The organism is Gracilimonas sp., from assembly GCF_017641085.1.
Lineage (GTDB): Bacteria > Bacteroidota > Rhodothermia > Balneolales > Balneolaceae > Gracilimonas.
On sequence record NZ_JAEPPI010000001.1, the window covers coordinates 1041961 to 1059093 of the forward strand.

The 17133-nt window shown below is 44.5% G+C and carries 18 protein-coding genes and 1 tRNA gene; 15 read left to right on the forward strand and 4 right to left on the reverse strand.

Annotated features, from left to right (window positions below; translation table 11 throughout):
• Nucleotides 1-27: 27 nt before the first annotated feature.
• The 3 genes from JJ941_RS04470 (at nt 28) to JJ941_RS04480 (ending at nt 4809) form a co-directional block, all read left to right on the forward strand.
• Nucleotides 28-1050: a homocysteine S-methyltransferase family protein gene (locus JJ941_RS04470; RefSeq protein WP_290962465.1), complete on the forward strand. Its 1023-nt coding sequence runs from the start codon at nt 28-30 to the stop codon at nt 1048-1050.
• 106 nt (nt 1051-1156) lie between these two features.
• A complete protein-coding gene (gene metH, locus JJ941_RS04475; RefSeq protein WP_290962466.1) occupies nt 1157-3856 on the forward strand; it encodes a methionine synthase in 2700 nt (899 codons plus the stop codon).
• Nucleotides 3853-4809, forward strand: a complete 957-nt coding sequence (locus JJ941_RS04480) for a methylenetetrahydrofolate reductase (RefSeq protein ID WP_290962467.1) — start codon at nt 3853-3855, stop codon at nt 4807-4809. Before metH ends, JJ941_RS04480 begins: the two co-directional genes overlap by 4 nt.
• Before the next feature lie 196 nt (nt 4810-5005).
• Here the strand turns inward: JJ941_RS04480 and JJ941_RS04485 are convergent, their stop codons facing one another.
• The 4 genes from JJ941_RS04485 to JJ941_RS04500 are packed head-to-tail and all read right to left on the reverse strand — an operon-like array spanning nt 5006 to nt 7873.
• Nucleotides 5006-5515 carry a hypothetical protein gene (locus JJ941_RS04485; protein WP_290962468.1) on the reverse strand — a complete coding sequence of 170 codons (510 nt, stop codon included), beginning with the start codon at nt 5513-5515 and terminating at the stop codon, nt 5006-5008.
• 15 nt (nt 5516-5530) lie between these two features.
• Entirely contained in the window at nt 5531-5902 is a 372-nt protein-coding gene (locus tag JJ941_RS04490) for a cupin domain-containing protein (protein WP_290962469.1), read from the reverse strand.
• On the reverse strand, nt 5899-6852 hold the full coding sequence (locus tag JJ941_RS04495; RefSeq protein ID WP_290962470.1) for a phosphoribosylaminoimidazolesuccinocarboxamide synthase: 954 nt from the start codon (nt 6850-6852) through the stop codon (nt 5899-5901). The genes JJ941_RS04490 and JJ941_RS04495 overlap by 4 nt, the downstream gene beginning before the upstream one ends.
• Nucleotide 6853: 1 nt before the next feature.
• Nucleotides 6854-7873 (reverse strand): LacI family DNA-binding transcriptional regulator, encoded by a 1020-nt coding sequence (locus JJ941_RS04500; protein WP_290962471.1) that lies wholly within the window; start codon nt 7871-7873, stop codon nt 6854-6856.
• 200 nt (nt 7874-8073) lie between these two features.
• On the opposite strand from JJ941_RS04500, the gene JJ941_RS04505 reads away from it, so the two are divergent.
• From JJ941_RS04505 to JJ941_RS04560, 12 genes are all read left to right on the forward strand, one after another.
• The gene (locus JJ941_RS04505; RefSeq protein WP_290962472.1) at nt 8074-9051 is read left to right on the forward strand and encodes a squalene/phytoene synthase family protein; all 978 of its coding nucleotides are present in this window, start codon (nt 8074-8076) and stop codon (nt 9049-9051) included.
• Nucleotides 9052-9119: 68 nt separating this feature from the next.
• The gene (gene accC / locus JJ941_RS04510; protein ID WP_290962473.1) at nt 9120-10619 is read left to right on the forward strand and encodes an acetyl-CoA carboxylase biotin carboxylase subunit; all 1500 of its coding nucleotides are present in this window, start codon (nt 9120-9122) and stop codon (nt 10617-10619) included.
• Nucleotides 10620-10623: 4 nt separating this feature from the next.
• A complete protein-coding gene (gene murQ / locus JJ941_RS04515; RefSeq protein WP_290962474.1) occupies nt 10624-11562 on the forward strand; it encodes an N-acetylmuramic acid 6-phosphate etherase in 939 nt (312 codons plus the stop codon).
• Nucleotides 11559-12287 (forward strand): lysophospholipid acyltransferase family protein, encoded by a 729-nt coding sequence (locus JJ941_RS04520; protein ID WP_290962475.1) that lies wholly within the window; start codon nt 11559-11561, stop codon nt 12285-12287. The genes murQ and JJ941_RS04520 overlap by 4 nt, the downstream gene beginning before the upstream one ends.
• Nucleotides 12284-12964, forward strand: a complete 681-nt coding sequence (locus JJ941_RS04525; protein ID WP_290962476.1) for an energy transducer TonB — start codon at nt 12284-12286, stop codon at nt 12962-12964. The genes JJ941_RS04520 and JJ941_RS04525 overlap by 4 nt, the downstream gene beginning before the upstream one ends.
• A 72-nt stretch (nt 12965-13036) precedes the next feature.
• Nucleotides 13037-13125: transfer RNA gene (locus JJ941_RS04530), tRNA-Ser, on the forward strand.
• Nucleotides 13126-13326: 201 nt separating this feature from the next.
• Nucleotides 13327-13965 (forward strand): 4'-phosphopantetheinyl transferase superfamily protein, encoded by a 639-nt coding sequence (locus JJ941_RS04535; RefSeq protein ID WP_290962477.1) that lies wholly within the window; start codon nt 13327-13329, stop codon nt 13963-13965.
• Between the two features lie 93 nt (nt 13966-14058).
• Nucleotides 14059-14811: an AmmeMemoRadiSam system protein B gene (gene amrB, locus JJ941_RS04540; protein ID WP_290962478.1), complete on the forward strand. Its 753-nt coding sequence runs from the start codon at nt 14059-14061 to the stop codon at nt 14809-14811.
• 2 nt (nt 14812-14813) lie between these two features.
• Complete coding sequence (locus JJ941_RS04545) at nt 14814-15671, forward strand: Rossmann-like and DUF2520 domain-containing protein (protein ID WP_290962479.1); 858 nt, start codon at nt 14814-14816, stop codon at nt 15669-15671.
• Nucleotides 15668-16018 (forward strand): MGMT family protein, encoded by a 351-nt coding sequence (locus tag JJ941_RS04550; protein WP_290962480.1) that lies wholly within the window; start codon nt 15668-15670, stop codon nt 16016-16018. Before JJ941_RS04545 ends, JJ941_RS04550 begins: the two co-directional genes overlap by 4 nt.
• Nucleotides 16015-16500, forward strand: a complete 486-nt coding sequence (locus tag JJ941_RS04555) for a TlpA disulfide reductase family protein (protein WP_290962481.1) — start codon at nt 16015-16017, stop codon at nt 16498-16500. The genes JJ941_RS04550 and JJ941_RS04555 overlap by 4 nt, the downstream gene beginning before the upstream one ends.
• A 3-nt stretch (nt 16501-16503) precedes the next feature.
• Complete coding sequence (locus tag JJ941_RS04560) at nt 16504-17121, forward strand: thioredoxin family protein (RefSeq protein WP_290962482.1); 618 nt, start codon at nt 16504-16506, stop codon at nt 17119-17121.
• Nucleotides 17122-17133 lie beyond the last annotated feature (12 nt).

The window sequence follows — 17133 nt, forward strand, 5'->3', positions numbered from 1 at the left end:
TGTATAAGCTAACCCAACATCGAAAGAGTGAATATAGAACAAGCATTACAAGACCGAATCCTGATTCTTGACGGAGCCATGGGTACCATGATTCAGCGCTATAAGCTGACAGAAGAGGATTTCCGGGGCGAGCAGTTCAAAGATCATGCAGACGACCTGAAAGGGAATAACGATTTATTAAGCCTTACCCGTCCGGATATTATTCAGGCCATCCATGAAGAGTACCTGGAAGCGGGAGCGGATATCGTGGAAACCAACACTTTCAGCGGAACCACCATCGCTCAGGCTGATTACAACCTGGAGCACATCGTGTATGAACTGAACCGGAAGTCGGCTGAAATAGCGAAGAAAGCCACAGGCAAATTCACCAGGCAAAACCCTGATAAACCACGATTTGTTGCCGGTTCGATGGGGCCAACCAATAAAACGGCTTCTATTTCGCCTGAAGTCACCGATCCCGGCTATCGCGCTGTTACTTTCGATGAACTGGCGGAAGCTTACAAAGAACAAGCCAAAGGACTTATGGATGGCGGTGCGGATTTACTACTTATAGAAACTGTTTTCGACACACTGAATGCCAAGGCAGCTCTCTTTGCGATACAGGAATTATTTGATGAACGGGGAGATAAGTTACCCATCATGGTTTCAGGAACTATTACCGATGCTTCTGGACGAACGCTATCCGGGCAAACGGTAGAAGCGTTTTTGATCTCTGTTTCACACGCTCCAATTCTTAGTGTTGGATTCAATTGCGCCCTGGGGGCAAAGCAACTACAGCCTTACCTCCAAAATTTGGCTGATAAATCAGATTTTTATGTTAGTGCCTACCCGAATGCGGGGCTTCCGAATGAGTTCGGGGAATATGATCAGGGGCCGGAACTAATGGGGCAGGAAGTGGAGAAATATTTGGAAGATAACCTGGTGAATATACTCGGCGGTTGTTGTGGAACGACTCCCGCACATATCTCAAAGATGGCTGAACTTGCCCGGAATTTTGAACCCAGAATTGTTAATCGCAAAAGCGCAAAGTTCGCAAAGGATATCAATTAAACATGGAGAATTCAGGCAGAAATATACACCTAACATACCAACCGGTAAGTAATCTTTTCGTTAATCCTTTAATCTTTGTGCAAGGCAGCGCGCTCTGCGATTAATTATGCAATCATTACCTCTAAAGTTAAGCGGACTTGAACCTCTGATCATAACAAAAAACTCCAATTTTGTAAATGTAGGAGAGCGTACAAATGTAACGGGTTCAAGAACTTTTCTTAATTACATAAAAAATAATGAATATGATAATGCGCTGAAGGTAGCCCTTGATCAGGTGCAGGGCGGGGCACAGATCCTGGACGTCAATGTGGATGAAGGAATGCTGGATAGTGCACAGGAAATGACTCACTTTCTGAACCTGATTGCCTCCGATCCGGATATTGCCCGAATTCCGATTATGGTGGATTCCTCAAAGTGGGAAGTAATCCTGGCCGGACTCAAATGCCTGCAGGGGAAAGGTGTCGTAAATTCTATCAGCCTTAAGGATGGTGAAGAGGAGTTCCTTCGCAGGGCAAAAATTATTCGCCGTTTTGGAGCGGCTGTAATTTGTATGGCTTTTGATGAAGAGGGGCAGGCCGATACTTTACCCAGACGTAAGGAGATCTGTGGGCGTGCATATAAATTACTGACGGAAGAAGTAGGATTTGATCAGTCAGACATTATTCTTGATCCGAACATCTTTCCTGTTGCAACAGGAATGGATGAGCATCGCCGGAATGCCATTGACTTTTTTCTGGCTGCCAAATGGATTCGTGAAAACCTCCCCGGAGCTCATGTAATAGGTGGGGTCAGCAATGTATCGTTCTCTTTCCGAGGGAATAACCGGGTTCGTGAAGCTATTCACTCCGCTTTTCTGTATCACGGCATTCAGCACGGTATGGACATGGGAATTGTGAATCCGACTCAGCTTGAAGTATATGATGATATTCCGAAAGAGTTGCTTGAACGAGTGGAAGACGTGCTCTTTGACAGAAGAGATGATGCCACCGAGCGCCTGCTTGAAATTGCCGAAGAATACAAAGGTGAATCTACCTCAACCCAAAAGAAAACCAGTGATGAATGGCGAAATAAGCCGGTTGAAGAGCGTCTGAGTCATTCACTGGTAAAAGGGATTAATGAATATGTGGAAGAGGATGCAGAGGAAGCTCGTGTGAAATATGGGAGTCCGCTGGAAGTAATCGAAGGCCCGCTTATGGATGGTATGAATGTAGTGGGCGATCTGTTTGGTTCCGGTAAAATGTTTCTCCCGCAGGTTGTGAAAAGTGCCCGGGTGATGAAGCAGGCCGTTGCCTATCTGACGCCATACCTGGAAGAGGAAAAGGCTAAAAATAAAGACACCAGTGAGCAACCCAAGATTCTTTTAGCCACGGTTAAGGGAGATGTGCATGACATTGGTAAGAATATCGTAAGCGTGGTTTTGGCGTGTAATAACTACAATGTGGTGGACCTTGGGGTTATGGTTCCGGCTGACAAGATTCTTGATGAAGCCGAGAAACATAATGTTGATGCCATTGGTCTAAGTGGATTGATCACGCCTTCGCTGGATGAAATGATCCATGTAGCCCGGGAGATGAAGAAAAGAAAGATGGATCTGCCCTTGCTCATTGGCGGAGCGACGACCTCACGACTCCATACGGCTGTTAAGATTGATCCAGAGTATGATGGCTCCATTATTCACGTACTGGATGCTTCAAGAGCGGTTTCGATTGCCGGAGACGTGATCAGTAAAAAACGTAGGAATGGCGTTCGGTTGGAGGTGAAGAAAGAGTATGAGGAACTTCGGAAACAGCATGAAAGCCGGCAGAACCGAAAAGAACTGCTCAGCTATGAAGAAGCTAAAGCCAACAAGGTTGATATTGACTGGGACGGTTATAAGCCTCCAAAACCCTCATTCTTGGGTACTAAGACATTTGAGGATTACCCGATTTCAGAGTTAAGGAATTACATTGACTGGTCTCCCTTTTTTAGGACGTGGATGCTTACCGGAAAATATCCGGATATCCTTAAAGATGAAGAAGTGGGAGAACAGGCACAGTCTCTTTTTGATGATGCTCAAGTACTCATCGATCGCATTGTGGAAGAAGATTTATTACAAGCAAAAGCTGTTATAGGCTTCTATCCTGCAAATAGTTACGGAGATGATATAAAGCTGTATGAAGATGAGAATCGATCTAAGCAGAAAAGCGCATTCCACTTTTTAAGGCAGCAAAGCAAGAAGAGAACGGGGCAATCCAATTCTTGTCTTTCGGATTTTATCGTACCGGAACAAACAGGAATCCCTGACTACATTGGGTTCTTTGCTGTTACGGCCGGGCTGGGTATTGAAGCCATCATCGATGAATACAAAAAAGTGAATGATGATTACAATGTGATCTTGGTTAAAGCTGTCGCTGATCGACTCGCTGAAGCATTCGCCGAACGGATGCATGAACGAGTCCGAAAAGAATTTTGGGGCTATTCAGACGAAGAGAACTTCAGTAATGAGGAACTAATCGCTGAATCGTATTCTGGAATTCGACCTGCGCCCGGGTATCCCGCCTGTCCTGATCACACCGAAAAACGCATTTTATTTGATTTGCTGGAGGTAGAAAAAAATGCAGAAATCGAACTCACCGAATCATTTGCTATGTATCCGGCATCCTCGGTAAGCGGTATTTACTTCTCTCATCCTGATTCCCGGTATTTCCGTGTGGGAAACATTGGTGAAGACCAGGTTATTGATTACGCTGAACGAAAATCATCTACAAAAGAGGAAGTCGAAAAGTGGCTTTCTCCAATTTTAGACTACGAGCCTACGAAAGAATGAAAGTAACTGAACACATTGAAAAAGCGAACGGTGATACGCTGTTCTCATTTGAAGTTTTACCGCCACTGAAGGGGCAAAATATCCGGTCCTTATTTGATCATATGGATCCGTTGATGGAGTTTAATCCACCTTTTGTGGATGTAACCTACCACCGCGAAGAGTTTGTGTACAAGAAGCGGGAAAACGGGCTTCTAGAGCGAAAAACAGTTCGTAAACGTCCTGGTACTGTAGGGATTTGTGCTGCCATTCAAAATCATTATAAGGTGGATGCCGTGCCGCATATCATCTGTGGTGGCTTCACTAAAGAAGATACCGAGAACGCACTGATAGACCTGAATTTTCTGGGAATAGATAATGTGCTGCTTATTCAGGGTGATACCCGCAAGCCGGAAAGGGAGTTCAAACCGGAGCCGGGCGGACATGCCTACGCATCAGAATTGATAGAGCAGGTAGTGGATTTGAATAACGGGGTTTACCTGGATGAAGAGCTGGAAAACGCCAAGCCCTCGGATTTCTGTATCGGGGTTGCCGGCTATCCGGAAAAACATTTTGCGGCTCCAAACATGCAAACAGATTTAAAATACCTGAAGCTGAAACAGGATATCGGGGGAGATTACATTGTTACCCAAATGTTCTTCGATAACAAGTGCTATTTCGACTTTGTGGAAAAATGCAGGGAAGCCGGTATCACCTTACCAATTATCCCGGGGCTAAAGCCTATTACTTCCAAAAAGCAGCTCACCATCTTACCTCAGCTCTTTCATGTGGATTTACCCATGGAGCTTTCCAAAGCCATTGAAGAGTGTAAAACTAAAGAAGAGGTTGTTCAGGTTGGGATTGAGTGGACCATTCAGCAGTCCAGGGAATTGATGGCGTTTGGTGTTCCCAGTCTCCACTACTATTCCATGGGGAAATCAACTTCGGTGTATGAGGTGGCTAAAGAGTTGTTTTGAGTACAGATTCAGGGATCGTGAGATTTCACAGATTTCTTTTATTCTTTTCTTATGGATCAGAACCAATTCCTGAGGGTTATAGTGATTATAGCTTCGATGTATTCCAGTACACAAGCATGGGTTTCAACCCTAGCGCTAAAATATTCCAAGGGGAAATCAACTTCGGTGTATGAGGTGGCTAAAGAGTTGTTTTAAACTAATCTGCTTCAATCTTCTGCTCCAGGCACTCTTCGATAAACCGATGAATGTTACCCATCTGCTTATGTCCCAGCTTTTGCCCGAAATAAGCAACCAGGTACAAGCTTAAAAACAACAGAAGTAAAACCGGAAACAGCCACAGAATGGTAGCCGGATTCCCCAAACTCCACAACGAAAGGCCTGCCATCAAAATAATCATAGTGGCAAAACCGATTACCGAGTAAAAGAAAACAAACATGGTCCACACCGATGGTTTAGGGCCGTATAATCCCCTCACCAAATTACCGTCTTCGTTTTCTTCCACGGTGATGGTGAGCTGTGGTGACCAAAAATGCTGGTCTTTATGAGGGGGATAAATAGTGGCAAAACCTTTGGTCGTTTGCCCTTCGCAGGCAGCATTATCGGAATTTAATTGGGCTCTGATTCGTCTATGGATGTCCTCGGAACTCAAGGCGGTTTTTACACGGATGCGGGGCCGAATTCTACGAAAATGTATCTGCTCATCCATGACCGGTCGGGTAGCTTAAATCCACTCTTGATCTTCTACAGCTACCGAACCTTCTGCCTTGGTTGAACCGGTGTGCAAAGTTGATTTAGATTCAATCAACATCACCCAGCATTCTTGTTCGGCAACAGGGAAGTGCTCAACCCCGGCCGGTACAATGTACAATTCACCTTCTTTGAGAATGACTTCTTTATTGTCTCTGAATTTAAGCTTGAGCTGTCCCTTAACGATATAGAATAACTCGTCTTCATGGTCATGGCTGTGCCACACAAATTCGCCTTTCAGCTTAGCCAGTTTGATATATTGATCATTCAACTCTCCGACAATCTTGGGTGTCCAGTACTCATCAAATAGCTTGAACTTATCAGTAAGGTTTACAGGTAGTTTCATTTCAGAATCTCAGCTAAAGTGCGGTTGAAGTTTTTTTCCAGTAGCGGTTCAAATTTGCTACCCGTCAGCATTTCGAACAGCTCGGCATACCGATGATAAACTTCCATACGGAATTCATCAGGGAGGTCGGGGAGGGTTTGTCCATCCAGTCCCTGAAAATCATGTTCCATCAACCATTCGCGTAAAAATTCTTTAGATAACTGTTTTTGCGGTTCGCCGTTAGCCTGTCGCTCCTCATACCCGTCTTTATAAAAATACCGGGAGGAGTCGGTGGTATGCACCTCGTCAATCAATGTCAGTTCGCCGTTATACAGGCCAAATTCATATTTGGTGTCTACAAGAATAAGCCCCTGTTCGGCTGCTACTTGGGTTCCGCGCTCAAACAGTCGGAATGCTGCTTCCTTGATTTCATTCCAAAGATCAGGTTCAACAATTTTGCGCGAAAGGATTTCATCTTCAGAAATATCCTCATCATGGCCTTCCTGTGCTTTGGTGGCCGGAGTTAGGATGGGGGCAGGGAATTTGTCGTGCTCTTTCAGTCCGTCGGGCATTTCTACTCCACAAAGGCTTCGCTCACCGGCTTTATACACTCGCCATGCATGTCCTGTCAAGTAACCGCGGACGACCACTTCTATGGGAACCGTTTCGCATTTTTTGGCGATGGTCACATTAGGGTGTGGAACGTCAATGATATGAGTGGCTACAATATCCTTTACCTTCTCAAAAGAAAAAGCCGCAAGTTGGTTTAGAATCTGTCCTTTAAAAGGAATAGCCTGCTTCATGATGTAATCAAAAGCTGAAATTCGGTCGGTAACCACAATTCCAAGCCTGTCATTTCCTAAAGGATACACTTCACGAACTTTGCCTTTGTATGGTTCGGGAAGTTCAGGTACTTCTGTTTGGGTGATGCAATGGTCCAGGGCTTCCCGGGTAGTAAAATCAGAACTCAACTTATTTTGCCTTTTTATTTTCTGTTGAACCTCGCGTAACCAGCACCGGATTTATAGTAGTTTGATATAACTCATCACCCGGCTTCTTGATGATCTCTGCCAACCGCTTGGTCGCCTGAACACCAATGGTATACATTTTCTGGTCAATGGTCGTCAGCTCAAGGTATTTACTTAGTTTGATGTTATCATACCCCATAATAGCCACGTCATCCGGAACTTTCATCCCAAGTTTTGATAGGGCATAAATAGCACCCACGGCCTGCGTATCATTCGAGCAGAAAATAGCATCCGGAAACTTACCCTGTTTATCAAATTTGTAGATGGCTTCGAAACCGGATTCTTCGGTAAATCCACCATGCTTGGTTGAATCTCCGCTCTTGAACAGGGATTTGTCAATCTTCATCTTATAATTTTTCAGGGCATCTTTAAAACCTTGAATACGTTGTAAGGATGCTCTCGACTCAACCACGCTGGTAATCATGCCTAATTTCTCAAAGCCTTGCTTCACCAGATGTTCTCCGGCCAGGTATCCACCCTTGTAGTCATTTAGCATAAAATAATCGTAGGAGGGATGGGAGGCATTCACCAACACAGCCGGGGTTCGGGTAGCCTGAATGAGTTTATGTACCTTATCGCTCACATCAATAGATAAAAGAATTACAGCATCAGCGGTACCCCGGTCAAAAAAGTTTTGAACGGCTTCTTCAGGCTCTTTCGACCCGGTGTTATACATAATGATATCAAGATCCATTTTCTTGATCTCATCTTTAACGCCTTTCAATACCTCATTAAAGTATGGTGTTGTAAAAGAGGGAACCGCAATAGCAAGCATCTGGGGCTCTTTACTGGCAAGCTTCCGGGCATTAACCTGCGGGCGAAAATTGAGGTCTTCAATGGCTTTTTCAACTTTCTCTTTCGTTACTTTCGATACATTCTCCGAACCGTTAAGTACCCTCGAAACGGTAGAAATCGCAACCTCCGCACGTTTGGCAACCTCATAAATTGTAACTTTTTTATTCATTGCATCTCAATTATTTAGCAGTATAAACTCGTATAGCTTAAAAGATAATAGAATAGAATTAACCCAATATAAACAAATAGAAGCCTGAAGTATAAACATCTTCTTTTGAAAATGTCATAATGGCTAAAAGATAAATATTTAATTACGGCGGGAACTTTTTCAGATTAATTAAAGCTTTAGCAGAAGAGAAAGAAATTATTATGATTACCAATATCTTCCGCATACCATATTATGTAATACGCCCGCTGTACGAGCGAACTTCATTCCACAAGTCTGTGATTGAAGATCTGCAAGACGATCAGCTAAAGGGAGCTTACTCCCATTGCAGGCGTATCACAAAAAAGCATGCCAAGACTTTTTATATGGCTACACGCTTTCTGCCAAATGAGAAGCAGCGGGGAATTTTTGCCATCTATGGCTTATGCCGGTATCTCGATGATTTGGTTGATGAAGCTGAAGATCTGATTCACAACCAAAGGATTACAGTAGATCAGGTGGATGAAAAGCTGGAGATGTTTAAACAACGCCTGATCGATGTGTATGAAGGAAGGATTGTGGACGACCCGATTCTTACCGCTTTTTCTGACACGCTCAAGAAATATCAAATTTCAATGGATCTCCCTTTTCTGCTGATGGACGGGGTGAAGACAGATTTAGTAAAAAGCCGATTCAAGGATTTTGAGGAAGTATATGATTACTCCTACAAAGTAGCCTCCGTAGTTGGATTGATGACCAGCGAGGTTTTCGGATATGTGGACGACAAAGCTTTGGATTATGCGGTTGATCTTGGTATTGCCATGCAGCTGACCAATATTTTACGTGACATTGGGGAAGATTTACGTCGCGGCCGCATATACATCCCGCAAAATGAGCTTGAGGAATATGGGATAAAGGAAGATGACCTGTTCTCTTATTCGCTCGATAAAAAATTCAAAAGCCTGATGGAATTCCAGATTAAGAGGGCACGGGAATATTATGCTAAGGCCGACAAAGGAATTGCACTGCTCTCAAGCGACAGCCGGTTGCCGGTATATCTCGCCCGTCACAACTATGGCCGCATCCTCGACAAAATTGAGCAGAACGATTACAATGTGTTTGATCATCGCGCCTTCCTCAATTACACCGAAAAACTCTCCATTTTACCCAAGGCTTTCATTGATTTGAATACAGCCGGTTAAAATCTGCTTTTTGCTTGGAGAATCTTTCCGTAAAGTCCTATCATTAGGCAAAAAGTAAACAGGATTTTATGGCGGATATAAAAAAAGTACTGATAGCTAATCGTGGAGAAATTGCACTTCGGGTAATTCACACCTGTAAAGAACTTGGAATAAAAACGGTGGCGGTCTATTCTCGCCCCGATGCCCATTCGCCACATGTGCTTCACGCAGACGAAGCGGTATTTATCGGGGAAGCTGCTTCCTCGGAAAGTTACCTGGTGATCGACAAGATTATTGATGCTGTAAAGCAGACCGGTGCCGACGCGGTGCATCCCGGGTATGGATTTTTGAGTGAAAACGCAGCTTTTGCAGAACGCTGTAAAAAAGAAAACATCATTTTTATAGGTCCTGAGCCCAAAGCAATCCGCCTGATGGGCGACAAAACCGAAGCCCGGGAATTGGTTACCCAAGCCGGAATTCCTACGCCTCCGGGACTTAAAAGTGAATTGAAGGATATTGAGGAAGCCCGAAGCGTAGCCGACGACATCGGCTACCCGATCCTGGTTAAAGCTGCCGCCGGTGGTGGTGGAAAAGGGATGCGCATCGTTCATAAGAAAGAAGAGTTTGAAGCGAGCATCAAAGCTGCAAAATCAGAAGCCCGAAATGCTTTTGGTGACGACCGTATCTACATAGAGAAATATCTCGAGGAACCTCGTCATGTTGAGTTCCAGATTATGGCCGACACTCACGGAAACGTGCTCCATGTGTACGACCGAGAATGCTCGGTTCAGCGTCGTCACCAAAAGGTAATAGAAGAAGCTCCATGTGCGCTATTGACTGATGAACTTAGGGCTGATATGGCCGAAGCTGCCATTGGCGCCGCCAAAGCCGTGGATTATGTGGGAGCCGGAACCATTGAATTCCTGGTAGATAAGCACCTCAATTTCTACTTCCTTGAAATGAATACGCGCCTTCAGGTAGAGCATCCGGTTACGGAAATGATTACAGGAGTAGATTTAGTTGCCCTTCAAATATTGGTAGCTGAAGGAAAAGAGCTTCCGATCAAACAGGAAGATTTAGCTATAAACGGGCATGCTATTGAGTGCAGGATTTACGCGGAAGATCCCACCGAAAACTTCCTGCCAAGTACCGGCCTTCTAAAGAAACACCGGGTACCTACCGGCTCAGGCATTCGCGTGGATGCCGGAGTGGAAGAGGGGCAGCAAATTACCATTAACTATGACCCTATGATTTCCAAGTTGAGTGTACACGGACCGGACAGGGAAATAGCCAGAAAAAGAATGCTCCGCGCGCTGGATGAATACGAGATTGCGGGATGCAGAACCACCATTCCGTTCTGTGAATTTACCCTTAAGCATCCGGCCTTCATTGAGGCAAAATATGATACACATTTTGTGCAGGATCACTTTAAGCCGGAAAACATGCAGGAAGATCAGCCTGCAGAGGATGTAGCCCTTGCCGCATCATTACTGAAATTCAAAAACCAATCAGAACCGGAGAGCGAAGCTTTGTTGGAGAACGGAACGGGAGAGTCGGCCCTTTGGTGGAAAAACAGAAAAGGAAACTAAGACATTGAATTCTACAGAAGAGAAGAAAAAGCTATTCAAGAAACTCGAAAACTTAGCTACAGAGAAGAGAAATTCGTCAACACTAGAAATTGACTTGGCTTCAGCCGGCGAAATTGCCCGATTGATAAATGCTGAAGACCAGAAAGTGGCCCTTCAGGTCGAAAAAAAGCTGGATGTAATTGCTGATGTCATAGAGTTGGTTAGCGATGCATTCCAGATGGGAGGGCGTTTGCTTTATTTCGGAGCCGGCACCAGTGGAAGGCTGGGAGTGCTTGATGCAGCTGAATGTCCGCCTACTTTTGGTACACCGCCTGAGCAGGTTGAAGGGTTTATAGCCGGGGGAGAAGCCGCTATGTTTGTAGCTCAGGAGGGTGCGGAAGATTCAGAGGAGATCGGAGCTGAAGCTGTTGAAGAGGCCAAAGTTGCTCCACCTGATGTAATTTGTGGTCTGGCGGCCAGTGGCCGCACTCCCTATGTACACGGAGCCATTAAAGAAGCAGCGAAGCGCGGATGTAAAACTATTTTGGTGACCACCGTGCCGGCCGAACAAATTGATCTTGATGTAGATTATCTGATTGACGTACCGGTTGGACCTGAAGTGATTATGGGAAGCACCCGTATGAAAAGCGGAACGGCTCAAAAGATGGTGCTTAATATGATTACAACCGGGGCGATGATCAGACAGGGGAAAATTTATGAGAACGTGATGGTTGATCTTATGCTTTCCAATAAGAAATTGGAAGAGCGTGCAAAACGCATCTTAATGATTTTCTCGGAAGTTGATTACGAAACCGCTGAAGCGCTTTTGAATGAGGCAGATGGGCATGTAAAAACGGCCTTATTGATGGCTTTGGGTAACCTTAATGCGGAGGATGCCAAAAAGCTGCTAAAACAAAACGACGGATTTGTTAGAAAAGCACTTTTAGGTATCAGTGAAGGATGATGAGACGGTTATTCAGCATCTGGGTATTCAGTTATTTTACGCTGCTTTTCCTTGTTTTTTTTGTCATCATTCTGGCTGTTTTTATCATCACATTTCCATTCGATAAATACAGGAAAGCCCCGAACTTCACCCTTTCGTTAATGGCCAGATGCATGATGAAAGCCAGCCCGGCCTGGAAAATGGAGTTTGAGGGAACCGAAAAATACGATCCGTCCGAGCCGACTATTTTTGTTTCCAACCACCAGAGCTTTCTGGATATGGCCTTTATCTATCATTTGCCCTGGAAAATGAAATGGGTTTCCAAAAAAAGTCTCACCTATATTCCCGTCATGGGCTGGCTGGTTTGGCTTACGGGACACCTCACGATCAACCGTTCAAGCAAAACCGCCCTGAAGAAACTTGATAATTTGGTTGAGCCACTGAAAGACCTGATACCGGTGATGATATTTCCGGAAGGAACCCGCACAATGGATGGGGAACTTAAACCGTTCAAGAACGGGCCGTTTCTTCTTGCAAAAGAATATGGTTTCAAATTACAGCCCATGGTAATTGATGGTGGTTTCGAGGCTATGCCATCCGGTTCAAAACATTTAAAACCAAATGTTCGGTTTAAACTTAGAGTACTGGATGCCCTTGATCCTTCTGATTTTGAAGATATGAGGGAACTAAAAGACCACATCAGATTGCTTATGCAACAACAGTTAACAGAACTCAAACCTACTTGATCGACAAATTTCGCGACATCTATTATGGTGAGCTTGAGCATGAACACCGTTTCATGTTATCACTGATATGTGCGGAATTACTGATTATCTGCTTGTTAAAGTTTTGGCCCATCCCGGAAGGTCCGCCTAAAGAATATGTAGACACCTTCACCGATGAAGTCATTTACGTGGAGAATTCAATTATCACTAAACAGACTTCAGCACCGGCTGCCCCCCCAAGACCGCGCGTTCCTGTTCCTGTACCAAACGATGAAGTGATAGAGGAAGAAATCGATTTTCCTGACTTCGAAGATCTGCTCTCAAAATATGAAGCGGACGGAGAGGAGGGATTTTCTGACGCTCAGGGTGAGGGGGAGTTTGTGGGCAGCCCCGAACAGCCAGCCGGTTTGGTTCGGATTGTAGAGCCTACCGTTCCGGAAGCTGCACAGAGAGCGAATATCAAAGCCCGTGTTAAGGTTACTTTTTTGGTAGGCACAAAAGGGCAGGTGGAAGACTATTATATCTCAGAAATACGAGTGTATGATAGAGAAGGAAATTATGAAGTGGTAAACCAAATAGGGTATGGGATAATGGAAGCCGTACTGCAGGCGGCAGCCAAGTGGCGTTTTACGCCGGCTAAAGACGATGGAAGGCCCGTTAAAACCTATGTTGAAAATAGTTTTAATATTGGCTTCTAAATACGTTGATATAGGGTATAAATACTTCTATCTTAGGCGCCCTTCGATAAGGCTTTTCATCTATTTTCAAACGGAGAGGTGCCAGAGCGGTCGAACGGGCTCGCCTGGAAAGCGAGTGTGCCCCTTCCGGGGTACCGAGGGTTCGAATCCCTCCCTCTCCGCATTAAGTACTATACAAACTGCTAGCCATTCACCCAGCGTTATTTTAATAAAGAAGAGGGATGAGAAGCCTGTCCCGCTTTTAACCCGGATTTAGAAAACGGAAACAGTCCTGCGGGAAATCCCTCCCTCTCCGCCATTTTTTCCCATCTGAACTCTTCTAAGCATAGTCTCCTTCCTCTAAAAATTCTTATACTTGCTTCATGAAAAGATTAGAGACGAAACACATCGATTTTTGGCCCGATGATGTACTACTCGGGGAAGCTGAAATTGGCGCTTCGGATTCCACAAACATCCTTAGTAAGGAAGAGTTGGAAGAGTATCAGGGGTTTGCCAGTGCCAACAGGAAAGCTGAATATCTGGCGGCTCGTCACCTGTTCAGACATCTGCTTCATAGTTTAAACATTGCACCGGACGAAGTTGACCTGGTAAAAGAAGAAATGGGGAAGCCATATGCCCAACATCACAACGAACTTATCTATGTGAGCTTTTCACACTCACCCCAAAAAGTGTACTGTGCTCTTTCACTCTCAATAAATATTGGCCTGGATGTTGAACTTGCAGATCGGAAAATCAATCCGGCAGTAGTAAAAAGAATATTGAACGATGAAGAGCAGGGGACATTGGCTTCAGAAGAACCGGTGAAATTATGGACCGTAAAAGAAGCCGCCGTTAAATGCCTGGGCACCGGGTTGAGAACCAATCTGAACGACCTCACTATATTAAAGAATCAAAAAAACCGCTTTTCTGTAAGATTTAACAATGATAAATTATTTGAAATTTGTAGTTTCAGGCTAACAAATCATCAGATAGCATTAGCTTATCAAAGCAAACATATTTGACTAAAAGCTCGGAAATATCATTTCTCCCGGTAAGAGGGAAGGTATCTCCGGGCTTTTTTGTTTATACAAACGAAATATCATCAGCACACAATTATGGATGTACAGAGCCTTACGCAGCATCAGATCCAGGAACACGTTAAAAATGCGAAGCACTTAAACACCAACGCCGAGCATGTTCGGATGCTGTTTGTCCCAAACAACATAGATGCACATAACTTCGGGGAACTTTGCACTATCTATAAAACCGTCGTTAATCAAACCTTCGATACGGTAGTTGTCATCGAATCCTATACCGGGCATTTGCAGAAAAAACTGGCCATGCCTTCCAATAAAGTGTTTGAAACCCGGTTTGGGGAAGTGCCTGTTAATGATTTTCTGAGAAATGAATTTTGTGATGAAGAGGACGATTTTTTTATCGCAGATGAAGGCTACAGCAAAGAAATGAGCCTGTACACACAGCTTCCGATTTTGCAGTCTTGCTTCTCGGATTTCGAAGTGGTGAGCTTACAAATTGGCGATTATGATCCGGCGATCATTCGTGAACTCGCTTATACATTGGATGAACTGCTGCTTAACCGAAACGCCCTTATCGTTTATTGTTGTGATGTGCCGGCTTCGAGCCCTGAAGAGCTGGAAAAACTGCGTTCATTGGTCGTTAACAACAAAGAGTCAGGCTTGATGCATTACCTGAACAGTAATGAGAAGACCGTGAAAGGAGCCCGTGCATTTATGAGCGGAATCCTGGTGGCCCGCTCCTGGGGTTATGATGTTGAATTCCTGGATCATATCGAATCTGCCACCAATATCTGTGGATATGCCAAGCGCACAGAACCTCAAATGGCCTGATTATGAAGAACCCCCGCATTACCATAATTGGACTGGGAAGCGTGGGAACAGCATTACTGAACGTGCTGACGAGATCAGGTTATGAGGTTATATCAGTTTTTAACCGTTCCGAAATAGACCCGGAATTAATCAGGAATTTCCCGGATACCTATTTCGGTAAAGGGATTCCCAATAATCAAAATAAACTCGGGGAACTGGCTTTTCTGACCGTTTCTGATGATGCGATTGACAGCGTGGTTACACAGTTATCAGAACGATGTATTGATTTGGAAGACAAAAGTTTGGTTCACTGCTCAGGCGTACATCCCTCAAAGATATTATTACCTCTTAGTAAGAAAGGGGCTTCCATTGCCTCATTTCACCCTATGAAAGCCATCACTCCTAAAACATCCTCTTTCGAAAGTACGTGGTTTGATGTTGAAGGGGATGGGGTGGCTATTCGACGCCTTAAGGATCTGGCTGATAGCCTAAGCGCTCATGTATTTAAGGTTGAACCGAAAGCCAAGCCATTGCTTCACGCTTCAGCTGTGGTTGCTTCTAATTACCTGGTAGTGTTGGCTGAACTGGTAACAAAGATCTCTGCATTGGGAGGCGTACCGGAAGATACGGCCCTGAAAGCCATTACCCCTTTGATGGAAAACACCCTTCGGAATGTAAAAGAGCTGGGGGTAACCGAAGCTTTAACCGGCCCCATTGCACGGGGTGATTTAAAAACGGTAAAACAACATGTGGAGAGTTTGGAAAATGCACCCGAACTGCTTTCTTTATATAAAACATTGGGAATTGAAGCCGTGAAAATTGCCGTGCGGAAAAACGGTGAAACAGATTCCCTGGAAGAAATAAGAAAGTTATTGTCGTGAGCTCGGATAAAGCCTCTGACTTTTACGAACGAGTGTATGAAGTGGTAGCCCGGATACCTCAGGGTAAAGTGACTTCTTACGGAGCGATTGCCCGATATCTTGGAGTGGAGTCCGGAGCAAGGATGGTTGGTTATGCAATGAATAACTACCGGAGCTATGACTTAGGTTACGAATTACCGGCACATCGGGTATTAAACAGATTGGGTCAGCTTACCGGTCGTGCTCATTTTGAAGGAGATACCATGAAAGAGCGACTGCAACAGGAGGGCGTTCAATTTAAAGAAGATTATACCGTTGATATTGAACACCACTTTTGGAATCCCATGGAATTATCTGAGAAAGTATGAAGACTGTAATAAGCAGTATTGTCCTGATATTGATGAGCCTGTCCTTTTCAGGTGATGAGATTCTTGTAGATGCTACAGCTGATCAAATTATGGCAAAGGTGGAAGAGTACAAAGGTGAGAAGCCGGTTTTGATGAATTTCTGGGCAACGTGGTGTGCTCCCTGCATCGAAGAATTTCCCTACCTGATGGAGCTTAATGAGAAATATGAGGGGGATTTTAAACTGATTTTTGTTTCCGGTGATTTCAGGGAAGCCCGCGATGAGGCTGAAAAATTCCTGAAGGAACAAGGCGTGGATTTTGAAACCTATTTTAAAGTGGGCAAAGACAATGAATTCATAACAACGATTTCTAATGATTGGACGGGTGCACTTCCTTTTACCATTGTGTATAATAAACAGGGAGAGGTAACGGCTTCATGGGAAGGAAAAGCTGAACTGGAGACTTTTGAATCGGAACTACTTAATGTCATAAATGAGGACTAAGCCATGAAAAAATTGATAAAATTTGTCACGGGATTTTCGGCCGTTTTGGTTTTAACCGCCTTTGCTCAAATGCAATCAACCAATAGTCTCGAAATTGGTGATAAAGCTCCCCAGATAAATCAGGAAGTGGAAGATACTTCGGGTAGAACACTGACATTGGCCGGAGTAGCCGGAGATAAGGGGCTTCTTGTGGTGTTTTCTTGCAATACTTGTCCATGGGTAGCTAAATGGGAAGACCGGTATAATGGCCTGGCCGCGCTTGCTGAAGCTAACGATATTGGGATGATCGCTCTGAACCCAAACGAGCGTATCCGAAACCGGGGAGAATCGATGGAAGACATGAAAAAACGTGCTCAGAAACAGGATTATGAATTTCCTTATGCACTGGATGAGAATCACGTGATTGCCGATGCCTTTGGGGCAACACGCACACCTGAAGTCTTTCTTTTTGATGAGAATTTAACGCTGGTATATCATGGGGCTATAGATGATAATGCTGATGATGCCAATGCAGTGGAGGCAACGTACGCCGCAGATGCTATAAATCAGCTTATGAGCGGAAATGAAATCAGTACAAAAGAAACCCGCTCGCTTGGATGTACCATAAAGCGAACCAAGTAATTTTACTGAAAA

Coding starts and splice junctions, on each gene's coding strand:
- metH (WP_290962466.1), top strand. CDS start 1,157: ATGCAATCATTACCTCTAAAGTTAAGCGGACTTGAACCTCTGATCATA.
- JJ941_RS04480 (WP_290962467.1), top strand. CDS start 3,853: ATGAAAGTAACTGAACACATTGAAAAAGCGAACGGTGATACGCTGTTC.
- JJ941_RS04485 (WP_290962468.1), bottom strand. CDS start 5,515: ATGGATGAGCAGATACATTTTCGTAGAATTCGGCCCCGCATCCGTGTA.
- JJ941_RS04490 (WP_290962469.1), bottom strand. CDS start 5,902: ATGAAACTACCTGTAAACCTTACTGATAAGTTCAAGCTATTTGATGAG.
- JJ941_RS04500 (WP_290962471.1), bottom strand. CDS start 7,873: ATGAATAAAAAAGTTACAATTTATGAGGTTGCCAAACGTGCGGAGGTT.
- JJ941_RS04505 (WP_290962472.1), top strand. CDS start 8,074: ATGATTACCAATATCTTCCGCATACCATATTATGTAATACGCCCGCTG.
- accC (WP_290962473.1), top strand. CDS start 9,120: ATGGCGGATATAAAAAAAGTACTGATAGCTAATCGTGGAGAAATTGCA.
- JJ941_RS04520 (WP_290962475.1), top strand. CDS start 11,559: ATGATGAGACGGTTATTCAGCATCTGGGTATTCAGTTATTTTACGCTG.
- JJ941_RS04535 (WP_290962477.1), top strand. CDS start 13,327: ATGAAAAGATTAGAGACGAAACACATCGATTTTTGGCCCGATGATGTA.
- amrB (WP_290962478.1), top strand. CDS start 14,059: ATGGATGTACAGAGCCTTACGCAGCATCAGATCCAGGAACACGTTAAA.
- JJ941_RS04545 (WP_290962479.1), top strand. CDS start 14,814: ATGAAGAACCCCCGCATTACCATAATTGGACTGGGAAGCGTGGGAACA.
- JJ941_RS04555 (WP_290962481.1), top strand. CDS start 16,015: ATGAAGACTGTAATAAGCAGTATTGTCCTGATATTGATGAGCCTGTCC.
- JJ941_RS04560 (WP_290962482.1), top strand. CDS start 16,504: ATGAAAAAATTGATAAAATTTGTCACGGGATTTTCGGCCGTTTTGGTT.